Below are 19,709 nucleotides of genomic sequence, written 5' to 3'. Positions count from 1 at the left end.
TTTGGAGATAAATAGAGGGCTGAAATTCTGCCAGCCCTCAAGGAGTATTTAATCCCAGTTTAGGATCACTTTGCCAGACTGTCCTGAGCGCATAGCGTCAAAGCCTTGCTGGAAGTCATCTATTTTGTAGTGATGAGTGATAATTGGAGATATATCTAAACCTGATTGGATTAAGCTGGCCATCTTGTACCAAGTCTCAAACATCTCACGGCCATAAATACCTTTGATGATTAATCCTTTAAAGATCACCTTACTCCAGTCAATCGCCATTTCGCCGCCAGGAATACCTAGCATAGCAACTTTACCACCATGGTTCATGGTATCGAGCATTGAATGGAATGCTGCAGGTACACCTGACATCTCAAGACCGACATCGAAACCTTCAGTCATGCCAAGTTCACTCATGACATCATCCAAGCTTTCCTTGGCAACGTTGACCGCACGGGTGGCGCCCATTTTCTCAGCTAGTTCGAGACGGTATTCGTTGACGTCTGTGATCACCACATGACGCGCACCTACATGGCGACAAACAGCAGCAGCCATAATGCCAATCGGGCCAGCTCCAGTAATCAGCACGTCTTCACCGACAAGATCAAATGATAATGCGGTATGAACGGCATTGCCAAATGGATCAAAGATAGAAGCCAGATCATCTGAAATATCATCCGGGATTTTAAAAGCGTTAAAGGCTGGGATCACTAAATATTCAGCGAATGCACCTTCACGGTTAACACCTACGCCAGAGGTATTACGGCATAAATGAGTACGACCACCGCGACAGTTACGACAATGACCACAGGTAATATGTCCTTCGCCTGATACTCGGTCACCAATTGTAAAGCCACGCACTTCTTGACCCATATCGACAACTTCACCTACGTACTCATGGCCAACCACCATAGGCACTGGAATGGTGTTTTGTGACCATTCGTCCCAGTTATAGATATGCACATCGGTGCCACAGATGGCGGTTTTGCGGATCTTAATCAGCAGATCGTTGTGGCCCATTTCAGGTTTGGGGGCATCAACCATCCAGATGCCTTCTTCAGGCTTTAGTTTGCTTAGCGCTTTCATTTTAGAACCTATGCCAGACCAACAGTCATTGGTCTTCAAATTGATACAAAAAGGGCTACAACACTGTGTAGCCCAATTGATTTAATTCTAGCTGATAATTCCCATCTCTTTCGCGATACGGGTAAAGGCTTCAATGGCTTTGTCAATTTGCGGTTTAGTATGCGCAGCTGACATTTGCGTTCGAATACGCGCCTGACCTTTCGGTACCACAGGGAAAGAGAAACCAATCACATAGATATTCTCTGCGAGTAGACGGTTGGCGAAGTCACCAGCTAGTTTGGCATCGCCAATCATTACTGGAATGATGGCATGATCGGCACCGCCAAGGGTGAAGCCTGCTGCTGACATTTTTTCGCGGAAGTAACGGCTGTTTTCCCATACCGCTTCACGCAACTCTTGGCCATCTTTTAGCATTTCCAACACATGGATAGAAGCTGTAACGATTGAGGGTGCTAATGAGTTTGAGAATAGGTATGGGCGTGAGCGTTGACGTAACCAATCAACGACCTCTTTTTTAGCGGAAGTGAATCCACCTGAAGCGCCACCCAGTGCTTTACCTAAAGTACCGGTGATAATATCAACGCGGTCCATCACCTCACAGAATTCATGAGTACCACGGCCTTGTTGGCCGACAAAGCCAACAGCATGAGAGTCATCAACCATCACTAGTGCGTCGTACTTGTCAGCAAGATCACACACACCTTTTAGGTTAGCAATCACGCCGTCCATTGAGAATACGCCATCGGTGGCGATCAAGATATTACGAGCACCAGCTTCTTTTGCTGCTTTAAGCTGGGTTTCAAGATCAGCCATATCGTTATTGGCATAACGGAAGCGCTTAGCTTTACAAAGGCGCACACCATCAATAATTGAGGCGTGGTTGAGTGCATCAGAAACAATTGCATCTTCAGCGCCTAGTAAAGTTTCAAACAGGCCTGCATTGGCATCGAAGCATGAAGAGTAAAGAATGGTGTCTTCCATGCCTAAGAATGAGCTTAGGCTAGCTTCCAAAGTTTTATGGATATCTTGGGTGCCACAAATGAATCGTACTGACGCCATGCCGAAACCATGGGCGTCGAGTCCACCTTGTGCTGCCTTGATTAGCTCTGGGTGATTAGCTAAACCCAAATAGTTGTTGGCACAAAAGTTAATAACTTCATCACCATTAACTTTAATTGCTGTTTGTTGAGGAGAAACAATTACGCGCTCGCTCTTATAAAGGCCTTCCGCTTTTACATCGGCAAGCTGTTGATTTATTTGGTCGTAGAATGAGGTTTTTGCCACCCGAATTCTCCTTAATTAGCATTGTTTTGATTATTGGAGTGGCGGCATTTTAACCTTAAAAAGCCCAGTCCTACAGCCTTTTTTTCTGCAGCTGTCTCCTGATAAGTGAGATTAGGCCTAGGGAATGTTTCAGATTAGTTAAACTAATTAAAAGTTTGTATTTTGGGGCGTGGTAATTTTGTTGAGTGGGCGCATGACTATTAGTGGATTCAGCTATTGGTATCAAGCACAGGAGGGAGGCGCTAAGATCTTATCTAAATAATGAGTGATTGGCTGAATCTACTGGAGGAGGCTGTGGTTACAAAGATTGTACACTTTGAGCTCTTAGCTCTGTTTTCAACAAGGCATTTAGCCAACACCTTGTTGAAATTGGGTTGTCTAAGCTGCGGTTTCAGCACCACTTGCCATGGAGGTATAATACTCTTCTAGTCTTTCGAAGGTAGCAGCAGACTCTGGGGTTGCGTAAGCTTTAAATATCATGATCACTCGCAGTAACCCCTCATAGAGTGACTCTTTAGTAATTGAGCCAATACTAGATTGTGTTTGGGTTAATTTATAGCTTATCCAAAAGCTCACCAACATTTTTATGGTATCAGCAAGTGGCGCTATATCAGCTTCATTTACCTTCAAAAAACCATCTTGAGTCAGCTTAATGAGCACGTTACTTGAGCGAGCGAGTACATCTTGTTGAGCTTGCAGGTAGCGGTTTTTCAATGCTTCATCACGGCTGAGGATATCGGCTAAGTTAGCGTACATAAAACGGAACTGCCACAAGGTGTAGAACATAGCATCAAAATAACCAACGAGAAGATCGACATCGACCTCTTTGTCGACATAAGGCTGGAAGCCTGACTCTAAATGTTGCTCATAAAGACTGAATATCGAGCGAATAATGTCTTCTTTATTGCGGAAATGGTAATAGAGATTCCCTGGGCTAATGCTTAGGTGTGCTGCAATATGATTGGTTGTGATTGTTCTTTCGCCATGCTGATTAAACAGCTCTAAGCTGGCTTGTACGATTTTGTCACGGGTCTTCATATTCATCCTAAATGCTTAATATCCAAGAAATCACCATCCTTAATTGCTATCACTAATTAGGCTTGGTGATAAAAAATGCGCGCGCAACTCGACATATTCGCGGTTAGGCATCTACGTTAAGTTGTGACTATCATGTTAGCATTGAGGCAATTCTTCAAGCAAAACTGACGAAAGTAAATAAATTCATGAATCGTAGCCTCTATTCCGCTTTGCTTTATCTTATCTCTCCTTTGCTAATGGTTTACCTAATCGTGCGTGGGTTTAAAAGCCCTGATTATCGTCGCCGCTGGGGTGAACGTTTCGGGATTAAGCGTTTACAGCAAACTGATTTGTTGTTGCATTGCGTATCGATGGGGGAAACGCTCGCAGCTATTCCACTGATAACACAAATTCAAGCCGCCTACCCAAATCTATCTATCACGGTCACTACAACCAGCCCAACGGGATCAGCTGAAGTGCTTCGAGCATTTGCAGGTCAAGTACAACATTGTTATCTGCCATTCGATCTTGCTTGGTGTAGTAAACGCTTCGTGCAACAAGTCGCTCCTAAAAACTGCATTATTATGGAAACTGAGCTGTGGCCGAACCTTATTCATTACCTTAAGCACAGTGGCGCCAAGGTATTGTTGGCAAATGCTCGCTTATCGCAAAAGTCCGCTGATGCTTATCATAAGCGTCCTAGTTTGAACCTACCTATGCTGCAGAGTTTGGATGCAATAGCGGCTCAGTCGGAGCAAGCGGCGGCTCGGTTTATTAAGTTAGGTGTAGCAGAAGAAAAGATCACCGTGTGCGGTAGCTTGAAATTTGATCTTAATGTTGAGCAAACACGCATAGATGCGGCTCAGGTGATGCGAGGCCGCTGGCAAGCACTGCAACGTCCTATCTGGGTGGCTGGCTCCGTGCACCCTGGTGAGTTCGAGATTATGCTCCAGGCTCATCAGCGAGTGCTACAACAATACCCAACAGCATTAATGGTGCTAGTACCTCGTCACCCTGAGCAATTTGACGCGGCGGTAGCAGTGGTCAAAGCGGCGGGAATGCTGGTGGCTAGACGCAGTATAAATGATGAGGTCACTGCGCAAACTCAAGTTGTAGTAGGCGATACGATGGGCGAGCTACTCACGTTATATGCGGCAGCCGATCAAGCATTTGTGGGTGGCACTTTGATCGAAAATGGTGGTCATAATCCATTAGAGCCAGCGGCTGTCGGCTTACCAGTATTTGTTGGGCCACATCATTGGGACTTTAAAGAGATCACTGCATTATTGCAGGAGGAGGGCGCGTTACAAATCATCAACTCCAGCGATGCGTTAGCTCAGGTACTCATTTCAATGTTCAATGACAAGCAAGCCTATCAGATTGCAAGTGAAGCAGGTAAGCAAGTTATGCTGCAAAACCGAGGAGCATTGGCGAAGCAATTTGCACTGGTGGACTTAATGTTGAAAAGTGAAAGCTAGGTAGAAGGGGGGGATCTGCTTACCGCCACGACAGAGTGAGTGGCGATAATGGCAGCTTACTATTGGGCCAACTCTTCACAATAAGCACTGTGTAGCAGTTGCCAATGCGCTTCGGTAAAGCCAAGCTGTGGCAGTTTGGCTAGCTCTTTTCTAAACGAGCGTAATAAACGGTCCATATTGGCTTTTTGCCAGTCAGCTTTTGGTGTTCTTAACTCACCACGATCAAAATCGATCAAATAGAACTGTTCAGCAGCAATCAGAATATTCTTCGCATTAAGGTCAGCGTGGTATACCCCGTGATTATGGAAGCTAGCAATGCAGCGACCTAATGACTGCCATTGCTCGGTGGTCATTGCTGTTTTACTCAGTCTTGCCACGAGGTCTTCGGCTCCTTGCACTCGCTCGATAATTAAATCCGCGCGGTAGTAAAGACCACTTCGCTCGACATTTGCAGCGATAGGTTTAGGAACGGGGAAACCCTGATCATATAGGGTTTCTAGTAGCGCAAGCTCCGCCACTGCTCGGGTACGTGTTAAACCGGTAAATAGGTATTTATCACTGCTGATCTTCTCTATTAAACCGCCACGATAATAGTGGCGTAGCACCCATTGTTGAGCGTTTTCTTGTTCAATACTGGCATCGACAAACCAAGTGGTATAACGGCCTTTAGATGAACCCGTTACCGCTTCGCGTGCACGCCAGAAATCCACACTAAACCAAGTGGTTTCAATATTGTCAGAGGTATGTTCGCAATAAGCGATGCTGCCAGTGGCTGTTTTTTTAAACTTCATAGATAGAATTGTACGCTAAAGCGTGGAACCTGTAGCCATTCTACATTAAGATCGGTGGAATACGCCAAACAACCTTCGAGTCCTATGAGCTTAACGACCCCGGATAACCATATTGAATCACAAGCAAATACATTGGATTTAACCAATGCTAACTCTCTGTGTCTGCTCAGGCTGTCTGCGATTGGTGACGTATGTCATGCGGTTGCTATGGTGCAAGCGATTCAACGTCGTTATCCACAGCTCAAAATTACTTGGGTACTAGGGAAAGTTGAGTTTCAGCTGTTAAAACATCTTCCTGGGGTAGAGTTTGTTATTTTCGATAAGTCACAAGGTTGGCGTAGCTACTTTAATTTAAGGCGAGCGCTTAAAGGGCAGCAGTTTGATGTGTTATTGCATATGCAAATAGCACTTAGAGCGACGATTGCATCGCTGGCGATATCAGCCAAGGTACGAATTGGTTTTGATAGGTTTCGCGCTAAAGAGGGGCAATGGTTGGTGACTAATCGCCGTATCGAACCGCAAGCTATACCTCATGTGCTTGATGGTTTTATGGAGTTTGCTAAGGCGGTTGGCGTTACCGATACCGATTTAAGTTGGAACATCCCGGTACTTGCCGCCGACACTGAGTTTGCTGAAAACCTGATCCCAAGTGGAACCCCTGTTTTGGTTATCTGCGCGGCAGCAAGTAAAGCCGAGCGCAACTGGTTGCCCGAACGTTATGCCGCTGTGGCTGATCACGCTGTGGCCTGTGGCTATCGAGTGATGTTGTGTGGCGGACCTACTGCATTGGAGAAAAAGCTGGCCGAAGCTATACAAGGTTTTGCTCAGTCAGAGCTTGAGGATCAGGTGGGCAAAACATCATTGCTGCAACTGTTAGCACTGTTAAAGCAAGCAACCATAGTACTGGCACCTGATACCGGCCCTGCCCATATGGCAGTGACTCAAGGTACACCAGTTATTGGTCTATATGCTCATTCAAACCCGGGGCGAACAGGGCCGTATTTATCACAAGATAGTGTTGTGAGTGTTTACGACTCCATTATTCGGGAGCAAAAAGGTGACGATGTGCCTTGGGGCGTTAGAGCTAAAGGCGAGCAATTAATGCAGTTGATCCCTATTGAGGCCGTTATTGAAGTTTTTGATCGCTTGAATGCTAAATAACCTTGTTGTAGTACTGTTATAGGGCGTTAGAATTGCTCCGAAAAGTAAATTCGCTCGGGCGTTATTACTTTTAAATAAAGCATGATTTGTAACAGTGCATGCTCTTTGAGATCCAGCTTAGAACCTGAAAAAACGATATACTCAATGTGGTAGTCATCTGGCAGCGAAAAGTAGAGTGAGCTCGCCATGCCACCAATTTTCTGCGGTAAATTCCCCGTCATAATGAGTGTTTCAAATGGAATCATTGAAGGCATCTGGCTCATTTGGTGCGCATCTATAATTGCTTGATTGAAATTGGCAAAAGGGTGACCCTTAAACTGCATTTTCTTAGCATTTATCTGCGGTATTAACCCTGACTCCTGCCGAGAATCTGCAATCACTTTGGTTTGTAATTCACTACTGGCGCTGGTTGAGTCAACTCCAATAAATATGAATTCTGCTTTTGGCTGACTTTCGCTGACCTGTATTAAATCCTGATCTTTTGCTGACACATTAAGAAGCTGATAGAAAAGAGATTGTTGTTCTGCGTTGAATATATTATTGGATATGTAGTTCCAGCGGATCTGCTGGGTATTGTCACCCAGGTGTCGCTTTAATTGTGAAAGCTCCGGCTTATCCAAATAGTCCAAACGTAACATATGGTAAGTGGTTGGAAACAGGTGATGCCAGTTAAAGAAGCTCGATATGCGTCTTGGTAATTTGTTTGAATGGCGAGTCAACAGCCTTACTAACCTATTGTCATGGCCTGTTAGGTAACTTTTCAGGTTGCTTAAACCTGTTTGTAGGTCATTGAGCTGCGTAGACAAGCTCAATTTCTGCCAGTGGAACATTTTCTGATATTCAGAAGAGCCATCATCAATTAATTCGAGCTTATTTATCTCTACTCCTGAAATTCGACTGAGATGCCTAATAAGCTTTGAGAGATCTTTACTCCAATAGGTGTTGCCGTAAATGGTGATATGGCTGTGAGAGTGGCCTGCCAACAGTTTAGTTGCATGTTGGCATAGTGAAGCAATGCTAACAAAGGATGTGGCATTGATACCTTTCAATAAGGTTTCGTTGTTAACTGGATGCCGTTGCCAGCAAATAAGTTTTGGATTTTGACTTTGATTGTGAGCGATCATTGCTGCTTGTTGCACCGTAGGCAGTGTTGCTCTATCTATATAGATCTCAAGAAAATACGGTGATTGCTGAGAATTTGGAGGTGAAGATGTCACAGGCTAACTTTATTCACGCTGGTGGTTTATAAATTATAGGTGAGGGTTATTTAGCGAGCAATAAAGACTTTGTGATAACGAGATCAAACACTGTTGTTTATGGTGAACAAAAATTAATTTGTTAGCCTGAGTTAACAAGTCTCCGATTCGATGGCCAACATGTTATTATTAAGGGCTATCAAACAAGATTTAACAACAGTTAGCACTGTGTTGTTTCGCTTGTTGTATTTTTAAGGGTGCTTATATGTCGCTGTCCCCAAAATTCCTATTTGTTCCTGTGTCTTCTTCTGAAGGTATGGGTGAATATATGCGCTCTTTAATCATAGCCAACGAAGTTAAGCAACGTTGGCCTGATGCTAATATCCAATTCATTATAAGTCGTCAGGCACCCTATGCCTTCACATGTCCTTATCCTGTGGCACTTTTAGATGATACGCCGACAAAAAATATTAAAGCGGTAAATGACTTCATCTCTTTTTTCAAAGCTGATTTTGTTATTTTTGATGCTTCTGGTCGTCGCTCACAATTAGTCCATGCCAATAAAATGGGTGCCAAAGTGATATTTATTAGTCAGCATAAACGCAAGCGCAGTAGAGGAATGAAGGTACTGCGAGCGCGTGTCACTGATAGTCATTGGGTGGTGCAACCTGAGTTCATTATCGGCACGATTAGCCCGTTTGATAGGCTAAAACTTAATCTGATTAACAAGCCTGAGCCGACTATTATCGGTTCAGTGTTTGCAAGCCCTGTTGCGCTTAGGCAGTCAGAGTTACTTAAGAAACTAAGTTTAGTCGCAAATAATTTTATATTGTTTAATGCAGGTTCTGGTGGACACAAAAATGGGCAAGGCCATTGTATTGAGGAGTTTGCTATGGCCGCCGCAAGTATTTACCAGGCAACAAAAATACCATGCGTGGTGATTTTCGGTCCTAGTTACCCTAAGACAATGCCAGAGTATGAAGGTGTCATTAATATTAAAGAATTGATCCATGTAGATTTTATGGATCTTCTGGATGCTTCTAAAGCTGCAGTGCTAAGTGGTGGAGATACACTTTTACAGGCGATAGCACTGAAAAAACCAACGGTATCGGCGGCAGTCGCTAAAGATCAGAATTATAGGGTTAAAGTGTGCCAAGACAGGGGGCTGACGGTGAGCAGTCGTGTGACAGCTGATGAGATGGCTTCAACACTGCTTGATCTTATTCAACCTGAGAGCGCCCAGCAGCTAGACCATGCTTTGATGCAGTGTGAATCGACCAATGGCTTAGATATTGCGATGGAAGTGATTACTGAATTTATGAGCGAGCGTAGTGTTGTTGCGCAATAGTAAGAAAAGCAATTGATAGTTTTTATTATTTGATAACAAGGAGAGCATTGCTCTCCTTAATTATATCAACATAACAATCGTTCGTTAGTATTTATGACTTGGGTGTATCAATCCAAATACAAAACTGAGCAGAGGGATTGGTAATTTAGTTTTTCGTTGCTGCTTTAACATGTACCAGTGCCAAGCCTGTTTTTTATACTCAAGGATTTCAGCTGCCGTCAAACTGTCTTTGTACATATCACAGTAATCGATGATGTACTTCAATTCGCGCATAGGGACTTTTTGTCGGTAGCCGCGGCCTGAATAGTGAATGAAATCAGCTTTCTTGTAATCATCATAACCCAGTAACATCATGCGGTTGAATCCTGATTCAACACCGACACTTTTAATGGCATCTCGTCTGATTAAATAGTTGATGTAGGTTTGGTCATAAAACTTAACTTGATTACATATCGCTTGCATCTCTTCGATACCTGCGTTGTCAAATAAGCCGGTTTCTTTAGACACTAAGAACATCCCCGAATTATAATAAACGGTTAACCCATCTTCTTTTGGCCAGCTAACTTCACCGAGCACTTGGTTAATCTGTTCCGCTTGCGCTGCGCGATCTCTGTGGCGACCTTCATTAAACATGTAGACGGTATCTTTGTCTGGGTACTGGGCAAAAATATCTCGCGCCCAAGGTGTCACAATAATATCGGCATCCAAATAAAGCACACGATCGTACTCTTTTAGTACTTCAGCAATATGTAGCTTTTCAGACCAAGCTGGACTCGCGTCGAATTTAGGATTATGCACATTGATAGGGTAGTGAAGCTCATCAGAAACAATGACATCAGCTCCAATACGTTTCCCATAAGCCTTAAAGCTCTCGACTGCTGCGCGGTACATAGGGTTGTCGCCAATAGCGAGCGTAAAAATGGCTTTCTTCATTAAGGCTACCTTTGTTGTTAGCAATTGCTAATCATTTGAGTATATTTTTCATAAACGCGACTAACGGAAATATCAGCAATATGGCCCTTACCGTCAGTGGCATACATCACATGAGATGTGTTTGACTCAGGTGGAGCCCAGTAAGGCTTTTTCTGGCGCATCATGGCAAGTAATGGTCGCTGAGCTGCAAAAGCAAAGTGCAAGATGGCAGTATCAACAGTAATGACGAAGTCTGCTTTCGCAATAAGAGATGGCAACTCAAAAAAGTGCTTGTCTACCGTAAATACAGCTACTTGCAGTGCCGTTTTGTCGGTGAACCCTTGAGTCGCTGCTTTTACTTCTGCATAGCTTTCAGGGGTGGTGTTAATAATAAAGCGCTGGCTGTTATCTGCCTCAGCGATTTTCTCTATTAGTTCAAAAAGGTAATTGATAGGCCAGTCTTTTTTTACATTGGTAGACAGGTGATTAACAAATAATAGCTTACCTTGTCGTTGGGGATTATTAAAATGATGTTCGAGCCAACTTGTTGTCACAGGTAAAATGGTTTCAGGAATAACCATGTTGGGCATGATCTCTGTGGCAGTTACTGATAGTCCCGTTACAGTGTTGAAAATCAACTGATAGCGATCAGTGATATGGTGGGATGCTGGTAATAAGGCCTCTTGCATAACAAATGTTGCATTTGAATGGCGGAAAAACCAAGCATTCAGTAGGCCAAAAGACGCTTTTTTAGGGATACTGGAAACAACAAAAGCAGTTGGAGATATTTCTCGAGCAAGTTGGGAGTATTGCCGACTTTTGCTCACGGTATGGCAAAAGATGATGTCGTAGTTTTGCTTTTTGGCCTTCTCTGTGTTCGCCTGCATCGCTTGCGGTGAATCTGTGCAGCCATAGGTAAGGTTGAAAGCCCCTTCCGCCTCCATCCATTGCTGCAGTATTTTACTGCGCGACAAGCGCCACTCATCACTATTACAGCGATTATCATCCAACCAAATATCCAGCGTTATATGTGGATACTGTTGCTTCAATGCGACAAGAAACGTCTTTAAATAGAGGAAATCCCCTAATGCTACAGGCGACATGAATAGCATGCGCTGGCATTGTGCAAATTGATCGGAAGTGATGATAGCCATATTAATAATTGTTCCTATTTTTAGTCGGCTTAGCATACCTTGAATTTACTGGCTTTGAAAAATATCCCAGCTAATATTGGCTACAAATGTGAGCTTTTTATACTTATAACCTTTATTTACTGGCAGCGATGCCGTCTCTGATATAGTTTCAACATTGGAATATGGTATTATTGTTAGAATTGAACCGTGCTTTACGGCCGTAATACGACCTTAAATTGAAGGCTTACTTTTGATTTGCTTTGACGCGCTGCATCCATACTATTTACCGCAATACTTACCTGTGATGCATGAATTGCAAGCACGGGGCGAGCTTGTTCATTTTGTTATCTATCGTAGTGATGAGCAGCAAGCTGCTCTTGATGCCTTAGTTAAGGAATATCAGCTCTCTGTCACTTGGGTAGATAATCAAGAGCAAGCATTAGCGTATTATTTAGAGCAAAAGCCTAAATGGGTGGTGTTTGGTAACACGTTTGATGGTGATAAAAAGCTCAAAGGCGTTTGCGGTACAGCGCTCATGCAGCATGGTATCGGGCCAAAATCGGTATATTACACAGTGTCTGATTCAGACTTTGATGTACGTTTTGTGGAAGGTGAATATCGCTTAAACCGATTACAATCAATGTTTCCTGACAAGCAGTTTATCGATACCGGGTATGCCAAACTCGATCCCATTGTGCAAGGAATTGAAGCGGGTATCGACCTCGAAAAACTAGGTTTAGATCCTGCTAAACCCACGTTGCTCTATGCACCGACTTTCTACCCTAGCAGTATTGAAAAGATGGCCGCTAATTGGCCGGCAGAGTTTGCTGAATATAATATCTTATTGAAACCGCATTATTTCTCCTTAAGTAAACCCGCTTATAAGAAGCAGAAAAAGCTCTTATTGCATTGGGCGACTTTTGATAATGCATATTTAGCGACGGCAGAACAGACCAACTTATTGCCATTTATGGCCAGTGCAGACCTGCTGATCAGTGATGCTTCTTCAGCACTATTTGAGTTTGCCGCGCTGGACAAGCCTGTAGTGTGGTGTGATTTTTATCATCTGCGTTGGAGTTATCGCGGTATCTTCAAATTTCGCTTTAATAAGCGAATGGATGAAGATCTATACCGTTATGCCGCCGTGGCCAAGCATGCTAAGTCTTATAAAAAACTTAAAGCGGTTGTCGATCAACAGATTGCAGAACCTGAATCATTTGCGCAGCAACGCGCTCAATACACTTATGAACTAGCCGGAAAAGTTGACGGTCAATGCAGCAAGCGAATTGTCGATTTTCTATTGAGTTAATCGGTAAACGCTAGAGAATAAGCTTTTTCTAGTGTCGCTAACGGAATATCCTCGAGTTTTTCCAGAAACGTTACACGGCCTTTACGCATCGTCGGGGCGATTTTTAGTGCTTCGAAAAACTCAGCTTTGCTTATCCCTAATGCCGCAGGCGAACTGTTAATATTGAAACCATCTAAGGTGGCGATAACTTGAGCGGGAAGGGTTGTTAGGTGTAATTGTTGTCTTAGATAATGGCAGTACTTAGTGCCTAAAGCGACCTGCTCACCGTGTAAACCATTCCCTAACTGAAGATAGTCTATAGCATGGCTGATTAAATGCTCTGCACCAGAACACGGGCGCGAATCTCCTGAGAATCCCATAGCTAAACCAGACAATATCAACCCTTCAGCTAGCTGCTTAATGACTGTTGGTGTATTGAGAGGTTTCTGCTCCATATAGAGAATTTCATTTGCTGCTGACTTAGCTAATAGAAAAGAGAAGCCATCAATTTCTGTCTGCTCCTTAGCGTATTCCATGTCCAACAGAGCGCTATAATTCGAAAGTAGATCGCCAACCCCTGCCTGAGTTAATCTTAGTGGCGCTTGCGAGCATATATCGGTATCAACAAGAATGAAGTTAGGAATTGCTGCGGGTAAGCTTAATTTCTTGCCATTGTCGTCGAAAATGACGGCAACTGGAGAGGATATGCAGTCGCTGGATAACGCTGTCGGAATAACAACTAAGCTAATTTTTCTTAGGGTTGCTAGCCGTTTGCATACATCTAAAACTTTACCGCCACCAAATGCAATAATGGTTTTGACTTGCTGCTGAGCACATAAGATATCAATTTCACTAATGCTTGCATAATCAGCAGCTTTAACTGCGTGTACAATACAATTTGGATGCTCAAGTAGCCCAAGAGACTTTTCAGCAAGCTGTCGAACGCCTTCGTCTAATGCTATGAGCGTTTTTTCAGCAATAAGCTGCTGAAACAAGTCTTCAGACTTAGAGATGGCATTTGAACTTACAACAAGCTGAGCTGGAAATTCTAGCTGGCGTGTACTGAGCTTTCCAATTGAATTTAGCAATTAAGATTCCTTAATGCGTTTCAGTAGTGCGCTAGTACTTACAGAGGAGTGATATTCTGTATAGGCGACTTCAATATCTTGCTGTAATAAATATTCTTCAGTACAACGGATCTGCGCCAAATAAGAGCTATGCTCCCAATCATCACCGTGTACGATGACATCAATGTTATGTTTTTCTAGATATGGCTTCACATCAAAGCTGTTGGTGACTTCCACTATAGAAACGCAAGCCATTGACAGTAATATTGCAGCTCTGTCTTGCTCTGAGTATATAGGACGACGTTTATACTTTTCAGTCATCTCATCACCATTGATCAAGATGATCAATTCATCACCAAAAGTGGCTGCTTTTTTGAGAAACTCTACATGGCCTCTGTGGAATAGGTCGAAAACACCTACAACTAAAACTTTTTTGGACATAATGCACCGTGTCTCTTTATAAATGGCCAGGACAATGCTGGCCATTTCTAGTTGAATATTTAATGTGAAGGGTAAATTGTTAACTCTTGGCTTTAACTAAAGGGTTACTCACCAATAAAATGCTGTGTCGCTAACCAAGATAAATACTCGGGAACAGCTTGCTCAACAGTCTTAAACTTAGCGCTGTAACCGGCAGCCCGTAACTTTGTTAGGTCTGCTTGGGTGTAGCTTTGATATGCACCTTTCAGTTTATCCGGGAACGGAATGTATTCTATGCTGCCCTTGCCGTGGTGATCGATAACAGCATTTGCTACGTCATTGAAACTTTGTGCTTGGCCTGTTCCGCAGTTAAATATTCCTGAAACCTCAGGATTCTGCCACAACCATAGGTTAACTTTGACAACATCTTCTACGTATACAAAATCACGTAGTTGTTGGCCATTTTCATAACCGTCGACACCCTCAAATAAACGGCAGATCCCGTTAGCATTGAGCTGGTTATTGAAATGGAAAGCCACACTGGCCATACCGCCTTTGTGCTGCTCTCTTGGACCATAAACGTTGAAATATCTGAGACCTGCAACTTGGCAATTAGGCTTCTGTTGACGTACATATTGGTCAAACAAGAACTTAGAGTAAGCGTAAACATTGAGTGGCTTTTCTAAGTCTCTTTGCTCGATAAATTTCTCGCTACCGCCATAGACTGAAGCTGAGCTAGCATAGATATATTGGCATTTTGTTCTATCACAAAACTGCAGCAGTGTTTTGGAGTATTCATAGTTATTGCTCATCATGAACTTGCCATCCCACTCGGTGGTGGATGAGCATGCTCCTTGATGGAAAATAACTTCAATTTTGCCGTCGAACTGACCTGCGGTTACCTGTTCAAGGAATTGATCTTTATCTAAATAATCAGCGATTTCACAATCCGCCAAGTTGAACATTTTTGTACCATCGGTTAAATCATCCACGGCAATAATGTCATTACGGCCCATATCGTTAAGGGCTTTGACTAAATTACTACCGATAAATCCTGCTGCGCCTGTTACTACTATCATATTCATTTCCACATTCTGGGCGACACCTCACTGGGTATCGCAGTCCAAGGTATCTGTTATGTGTTGTCAGAGTTTAAAAATTCCGCGATGGTTTTCGCTGTGCTGTTAAAGTCGATTAGGCTCATGTTGCGGCCTGTTTTTTTCCCTTTGGGCGGAGTAAAGGCCAAGCGTTTATGGCTTTGACTCAGTGTTTGCCAGCGAACAACAGGCTGTGAGCCGCGGTTGGCGTAAAAGCCTACTGTGGGAACATTGTGTAATCCAGCAATATGTAAAGGACCTGTCGAACCCGCCATAAACATATCCGCTGCTACAATCGACTTTGCAAAATCGGTGAGATCCTTCAAAGGCTGAGCCATGATCACGCTCACCCCTTTTTCAGAAAGTTGCTCATGAATAGCTTGAGCTAGGACAATTTCATCGCCGTTATACGTTAGCACAAACTTACAGTCTTGCTCTGTAGCCTTAGCGACTAATTCAAGTAGGTTTACGAAATCCGCTGGAGGTAAACTGCCAGAAGAGCCACCAGTACCTGGGTGAACAAAAATGAGTTTTTCACCCTTTTGTTTACCATAATATTGCTGCCAGTGGGCGCGTTCTGCACTTACGTCCCAATATTGTTGAGGAAGCGCAGGCACTGCTAAGTTATGGCTAGTTAAAAAGTGTTCGACCAACATACAGCCACCACGCCAGCAGCCTTCTCCTACTTTATATTGCGCATCGGTACGGTTTTTATAAAAGTATTGGTACCAGTTATGTTTTGGTGCAAGAACGTAAGGAATAGGTAAGTTGCGGATGATCTTATAAATACGAAATTGTGATAATGAAACCAGAGCAGCATCATACTGTCGCTCGGCGATCTCTTTACGTAATGCACGATCGTCTCCATTGTCTACAATAACATGATCTATGTAGGGACAAGCGAGTGCAAACTTTTTCAATTCTGGTGCTACAAATACTTCAATACTGGCATTGGGCAGTGCATTTTTGAGTAAGCTCAATGCTGGCCAAAGCAGTACAAAGTCACCAATTTTATCATGTCTAAAAACCAGGATTCTCTTCATTATCACTTCGCACTATTGGGTTAACTTGTTCTGCGCTCTTCAGTATTTTTAACACAGATGGCTTTAGGGTCAAATTAATCTGACTTTAACTGCTGATTATATCAGTTTTAGTAGTAAGCGGGCTGTTCGGGATGATGTTTTGTGTAGAGAAGCCATAAAAATAAAAAGTGCCCCAACAAGAAAGTTACGTAGATAAAGTAACAGCTCGAACTAAAGTTAGGTACAATTAAGGACTAATATTTTGTAAAAGTAATGAGTGTTATGAAAGATTCTCTGCCAGCATTTGAAAAAGCTAAAGTTCTTGTGGTCGGTGATGTGATGCTTGACCGCTATTGGACGGGTCCGACTGGACGTATTTCGCCAGAAGCGCCAGTGCCTGTTGTGCGCATTAACCAATTAGAAGACCGTCCTGGTGGAGCGGCAAACGTAGCACTAAATATTGCAACCTTGGGTGGCCAAGTCTCTTTAGCGGGTATTGTTGGTGAAGACGAAACTGCTGCAGCGTTAACGACCGGCATTCAAGCTTTGGGTGTTGAGCCTAAATGGCACGTGGTTGCAGATAAACCGACCATCACTAAATTACGGGTGATGTCGCGTAGCCAACAGCTGATTCGTCTCGATTTTGAAGAACCTTACCAGCAAGCAGATAGTCAGGCGTTGTTAGATAGTGCTGCAAATTCTTTGGCTGATGTTGATGTGGTTATTTTATCCGATTATGCCAAAGGCGCTTTGATCGAGCCGCTAGATTTTATTCAGCAGGCAAAGTCTCAAGGGGTCAAAGTGTTAGTCGACCCAAAGGGGAGTGACTTTTCTAAATACCGTGGCGCAACACTGCTTACTCCAAACCTGCATGAATTTGAGTTAGTTGCAGGAACTGTAGCCAGTGAAGCTGATTTGGTTGAAAAAGCACATAAATTGCTTGAAGAGTTTGATTTGGAAGCGTTGTTAGTCACTCGCTCTGAGCAGGGAATGACGTTGATTACCGCTGAAAATAAAGAGTTGCATATTCCTACGGTTGCTCGGGAAGTGCACGATGTCACTGGCGCTGGGGATACGGTTATTTCTGCACTAGCGACGTCATTGGCCGCAGGAAGTACTATGGCCGAAGCGTGTGCTATCGCTAACACTGCTGCAGGTATTGTGGTTGCTAAGCTCGGCACTTCGACGGTGAGCCGCATTGAGCTTATCGAATCATTGTCTGATAATCATCATAGCGAGACAGGCTTTGGGGTTGTGACTGAAGATCAGCTGATGTACGCACTTGAGCAAACTCGATTACGCGGTGAGCGCGTAGTGATGACCAACGGCTGCTTTGATATTTTACATGCAGGTCATGTGAGCTATTTACAAGAGGCGCAAGCCCAAGGCGATAGGTTGATCGTTGCAGTTAATGATGACGAGTCTGTCAGACGTTTGAAGGGTGATGGTCGCCCGGTAAACCCTGTGGGTCGTCGTATGGCCGTGTTAGCAGGCCTTGCATCTGTGGACTGGGTGCTACCGTTTAGTGAAGACACGCCACAACGAGTGATTGCTCGTTTATTACCTGACCTGCTGGTTAAGGGGGGCGACTATAAAATTGAAGATATTGCTGGAGGTAAAGAAGTTATTGCCGCTGGCGGATTGGTTAAAATTTTGTGTTTTGAAGATGGTATTTCGACTACCAAAATAATCGAAAATATCATGGCTAACCAATAGCTTGATATCACTAGAGGGCTGGCTGTTTTGCCTTATTGCATGGCAGCGAGCTCTTTAAGTTAGACTGGAGATTAATAGTTAATAAGCTTGTCACTCTTCCTCGTGTTAGTTGTCTTTAAACTATAATCTTTAACTGGCTCCTCTCTCAAAAGTAAAGAATCTATGAACCGCACTAAAAAAATCACCAAGAAACATATGAGCAAAGTCAAAAAAGCCAATGCGAAACTCAATACTGCGAATAAGCCTAAGTACGTTTCTAAAGCAGAAAGAGAGCGTTTAGCAACGTTAGCAGCGCAAGAGGGCGCATCAATAGTCGTCGAATAGGTTGATTATCGTGCAACTCGGTAACTTTATTACAATCGATAGTCATAATTCGGACGCAGCTAATATTAATTGCCCTAATAGATATGCCAGAATAGCCGGCTAATTTTTGCTTTAGCGTTGTGAGCTAAAGCCGAAGTAACGGATAGGAGTGTTATGAATACCGTATATTCAATCGGAGAGCTGGAATCATTTTTAGTGGCGATTCTTGTACTATTTATTGGGCATAGCGTAAATCGCCATGTTGGCTTCTTTAAAAAGTACAATATCCCAGAGCCTATCATAGGTGGGTTAGTGGTCGCCGCTATTACCACCTTGCTACATTTTCAGAATATTACCCTTAAGTTTTCTTTGCCGATGCAAAATACCTTAATGCTAATGTTTTTTAGTACGGTAGGTTTGGCGGCAAGCTATAAGCTGTTAGCAAAAGGCGGCAAGAAGGTGTTCATTTTTCTTGGCATCGCTTCCGTTTACATTGTTATTCAAAATGCTGTTGGCGTAAGTTTAGCAACGGCTTTGGGGTTAGAGCCCTTAATGGGGCTTGTCGCAGGTTCTATTACGCTGTCTGGCGGCCACGGTACTGGCGCTGCATGGTCACAGACCTTTGCTGAAAATTACGGCATGAGTACGTTAGAGTTTGCCATGGCCGCGGCAACATTTGGTTTAGTGATGGGCGGCATCATAGGCGGCCCGGTCGCGCAAAGACTTATTGATAAACATAAGCTTGAATCATCTTATGGTATAGGTGGTAACCACCATAAAGATCATCCCGATCTGGTGACTTATGACCAACTAGAAGAAGACCGTGTAACAGCTAAGAGCGTGCTGGAAACCTTATTTATCTTACTACTTTGTGTCGCTGGCGCTCGCTGGGTTGGAGACTTGGTAGCAACCTTTGATATTGGCTGGCTAAAAATGCCTGACTTTGTTTACGCATTGTTTCTCGGCGTGATAATCACCAACCTGACCGAACTGACGAGAGGGTATAAGACCAATAGTGAATGTGTCGATATTCTGGGTACTGTATCTCTGGCACTCTTTTTAGCTATGGCATTGATGAGCTTAAAGCTGTGGGAGATATTTGATCTAGCGATTCCATTGCTTATTATTTTGTTAGTACAAACCATTGTTTTGGCGTTCTTTGCCTATTTCGTCACCTTTAGGTTGATGGGCTCAAATTATGACGCTGCGGTTATTGCTGGTGGGCATTGTGGTTTTGGCATGGGCGCAACCCCCACTGCTGTGATGAATATGGGGGCACTGGTTTCTCGAAATGGTCCTTCACCACAAGCTTTTATGGTGGTGCCGATTGTGGGGGCTTTCTTTATCGATATCGTTAACCTGATAGTACTGCAAGGTTACATTGGCTTTATATTGTAACGGA

At 43.5% G+C, this 19,709-nt stretch carries 18 protein-coding genes; 7 read left to right on the top strand and 11 right to left on the bottom strand.

Annotated elements, in window-relative coordinates:
- Positions 1-48: 48 nt before the first annotated feature.
- From tdh to AB4135_RS15455, 3 genes are all read right to left on the bottom strand, one after another.
- Positions 49-1,074, bottom strand: a complete 1,026-nt coding sequence (gene tdh, locus AB4135_RS15465; RefSeq protein ID WP_220737215.1) for an L-threonine 3-dehydrogenase — start codon at positions 1,072-1,074, stop codon at positions 49-51.
- Between the two features lie 87 nt (positions 1,075-1,161).
- Entirely contained in the window at positions 1,162-2,358 is a 1,197-nt protein-coding gene (locus tag AB4135_RS15460; protein WP_371994248.1) for a glycine C-acetyltransferase, read from the bottom strand.
- A 378-nt stretch (positions 2,359-2,736) separates the two neighbouring features.
- Positions 2,737-3,396, bottom strand: a complete 660-nt coding sequence (locus AB4135_RS15455; protein WP_371994247.1) for a TetR/AcrR family transcriptional regulator — start codon at positions 3,394-3,396, stop codon at positions 2,737-2,739.
- Positions 3,397-3,581: 185 nt separating this feature from the next.
- On the opposite strand from AB4135_RS15455, the gene waaA reads away from it, so the two are divergent.
- Entirely contained in the window at positions 3,582-4,853 is a 1,272-nt protein-coding gene (gene waaA / locus AB4135_RS15450) for a lipid IV(A) 3-deoxy-D-manno-octulosonic acid transferase (protein WP_371994245.1), read from the top strand.
- 59 nt (positions 4,854-4,912) lie between these two features.
- Here waaA and AB4135_RS15445 read toward each other — a convergent pair whose 3' ends face one another.
- Positions 4,913-5,644, bottom strand: coding sequence for a 3-deoxy-D-manno-octulosonic acid kinase (locus AB4135_RS15445; RefSeq protein ID WP_371994243.1), 732 nt, complete (start codon positions 5,642-5,644; stop codon positions 4,913-4,915).
- Between the two features lie 207 nt (positions 5,645-5,851).
- Here AB4135_RS15445 and AB4135_RS15440 point away from each other — a divergent pair, with 207 nt between their 5' ends.
- On the top strand, positions 5,852-6,805 hold the full coding sequence (locus AB4135_RS15440; RefSeq protein ID WP_371994305.1) for a glycosyltransferase family 9 protein: 954 nt from the start codon (positions 5,852-5,854) through the stop codon (positions 6,803-6,805).
- Positions 6,806-6,831: 26 nt separating this feature from the next.
- Here the strand turns inward: AB4135_RS15440 and AB4135_RS15435 are convergent, their stop codons facing one another.
- On the bottom strand, positions 6,832-8,022 hold the full coding sequence (locus AB4135_RS15435; RefSeq protein ID WP_371994241.1) for a hypothetical protein: 1,191 nt from the start codon (positions 8,020-8,022) through the stop codon (positions 6,832-6,834).
- Between the two features lie 244 nt (positions 8,023-8,266).
- Here AB4135_RS15435 and AB4135_RS15430 point away from each other — a divergent pair, with 244 nt between their 5' ends.
- On the top strand, positions 8,267-9,349 hold the full coding sequence (locus tag AB4135_RS15430; protein ID WP_371994239.1) for a hypothetical protein: 1,083 nt from the start codon (positions 8,267-8,269) through the stop codon (positions 9,347-9,349).
- A gap of 84 nt (positions 9,350-9,433) precedes the next feature.
- Here AB4135_RS15430 and AB4135_RS15425 read toward each other — a convergent pair whose 3' ends face one another.
- Both AB4135_RS15425 and AB4135_RS15420 read right to left on the bottom strand, forming a co-directional pair.
- The gene (locus tag AB4135_RS15425) at positions 9,434-10,282 is read right to left on the bottom strand and encodes a glycosyltransferase (protein WP_371994237.1); all 849 of its coding nucleotides are present in this window, start codon (positions 10,280-10,282) and stop codon (positions 9,434-9,436) included.
- Positions 10,283-10,299: 17 nt separating this feature from the next.
- Complete coding sequence (locus AB4135_RS15420; RefSeq protein ID WP_371994235.1) at positions 10,300-11,415, bottom strand: glycosyltransferase family 9 protein; 1,116 nt, start codon at positions 11,413-11,415, stop codon at positions 10,300-10,302.
- 229 nt (positions 11,416-11,644) lie between these two features.
- Between AB4135_RS15420 and AB4135_RS15415 the strand changes: the two genes are divergently transcribed.
- Positions 11,645-12,703: a CDP-glycerol glycerophosphotransferase family protein gene (locus AB4135_RS15415; protein WP_371994233.1), complete on the top strand. Its 1,059-nt coding sequence runs from the start codon at positions 11,645-11,647 to the stop codon at positions 12,701-12,703.
- Here AB4135_RS15415 and AB4135_RS15410 read toward each other — a convergent pair.
- The 4 genes from AB4135_RS15410 to AB4135_RS15395 all read right to left on the bottom strand — a co-directional run bounded on the left by AB4135_RS15410 (position 12,700) and on the right by AB4135_RS15395 (position 16,309).
- Positions 12,700-13,770: an iron-containing alcohol dehydrogenase gene (locus AB4135_RS15410; RefSeq protein WP_371994232.1), complete on the bottom strand. Its 1,071-nt coding sequence runs from the start codon at positions 13,768-13,770 to the stop codon at positions 12,700-12,702. The two genes, AB4135_RS15415 and AB4135_RS15410, sit on opposite strands and share 4 nt — an antisense overlap.
- Entirely contained in the window at positions 13,771-14,190 is a 420-nt protein-coding gene (locus AB4135_RS15405) for an adenylyltransferase/cytidyltransferase family protein (protein WP_220737204.1), read from the bottom strand.
- A 104-nt stretch (positions 14,191-14,294) separates the two neighbouring features.
- On the bottom strand, positions 14,295-15,248 hold the full coding sequence (gene rfaD / locus AB4135_RS15400) for an ADP-glyceromanno-heptose 6-epimerase (protein ID WP_371994230.1): 954 nt from the start codon (positions 15,246-15,248) through the stop codon (positions 14,295-14,297).
- 56 nt (positions 15,249-15,304) lie between these two features.
- On the bottom strand, positions 15,305-16,309 hold the full coding sequence (locus AB4135_RS15395; protein WP_371994228.1) for a glycosyltransferase family 9 protein: 1,005 nt from the start codon (positions 16,307-16,309) through the stop codon (positions 15,305-15,307).
- 261 nt (positions 16,310-16,570) lie between these two features.
- Between AB4135_RS15395 and hldE the strand changes: the two genes are divergently transcribed.
- The 3 genes from hldE (at position 16,571) to gltS (ending at position 19,705) form a co-directional block, all read left to right on the top strand.
- Complete coding sequence (gene hldE, locus AB4135_RS15390; protein ID WP_371994226.1) at positions 16,571-18,004, top strand: bifunctional D-glycero-beta-D-manno-heptose-7-phosphate kinase/D-glycero-beta-D-manno-heptose 1-phosphate adenylyltransferase HldE; 1,434 nt, start codon at positions 16,571-16,573, stop codon at positions 18,002-18,004.
- Positions 18,005-18,166: 162 nt separating this feature from the next.
- The gene (locus AB4135_RS15385) at positions 18,167-18,328 is read left to right on the top strand and encodes a DUF2986 domain-containing protein (RefSeq protein WP_371994224.1); all 162 of its coding nucleotides are present in this window, start codon (positions 18,167-18,169) and stop codon (positions 18,326-18,328) included.
- 153 nt (positions 18,329-18,481) lie between these two features.
- On the top strand, positions 18,482-19,705 hold the full coding sequence (gltS, locus tag AB4135_RS15380) for a sodium/glutamate symporter (protein ID WP_371994222.1): 1,224 nt from the start codon (positions 18,482-18,484) through the stop codon (positions 19,703-19,705).
- Positions 19,706-19,709: the final 4 nt, after the last annotated feature.

Source organism: Shewanella sp. 10N.286.54.B9 (assembly GCF_041468565.1).
Taxonomy (GTDB): domain Bacteria; phylum Pseudomonadota; class Gammaproteobacteria; order Enterobacterales; family Shewanellaceae; genus Shewanella.
Note: the sequence above shows the minus strand (reverse complement) of the source record. Positions and strands in the feature narration are given on the sequence as shown.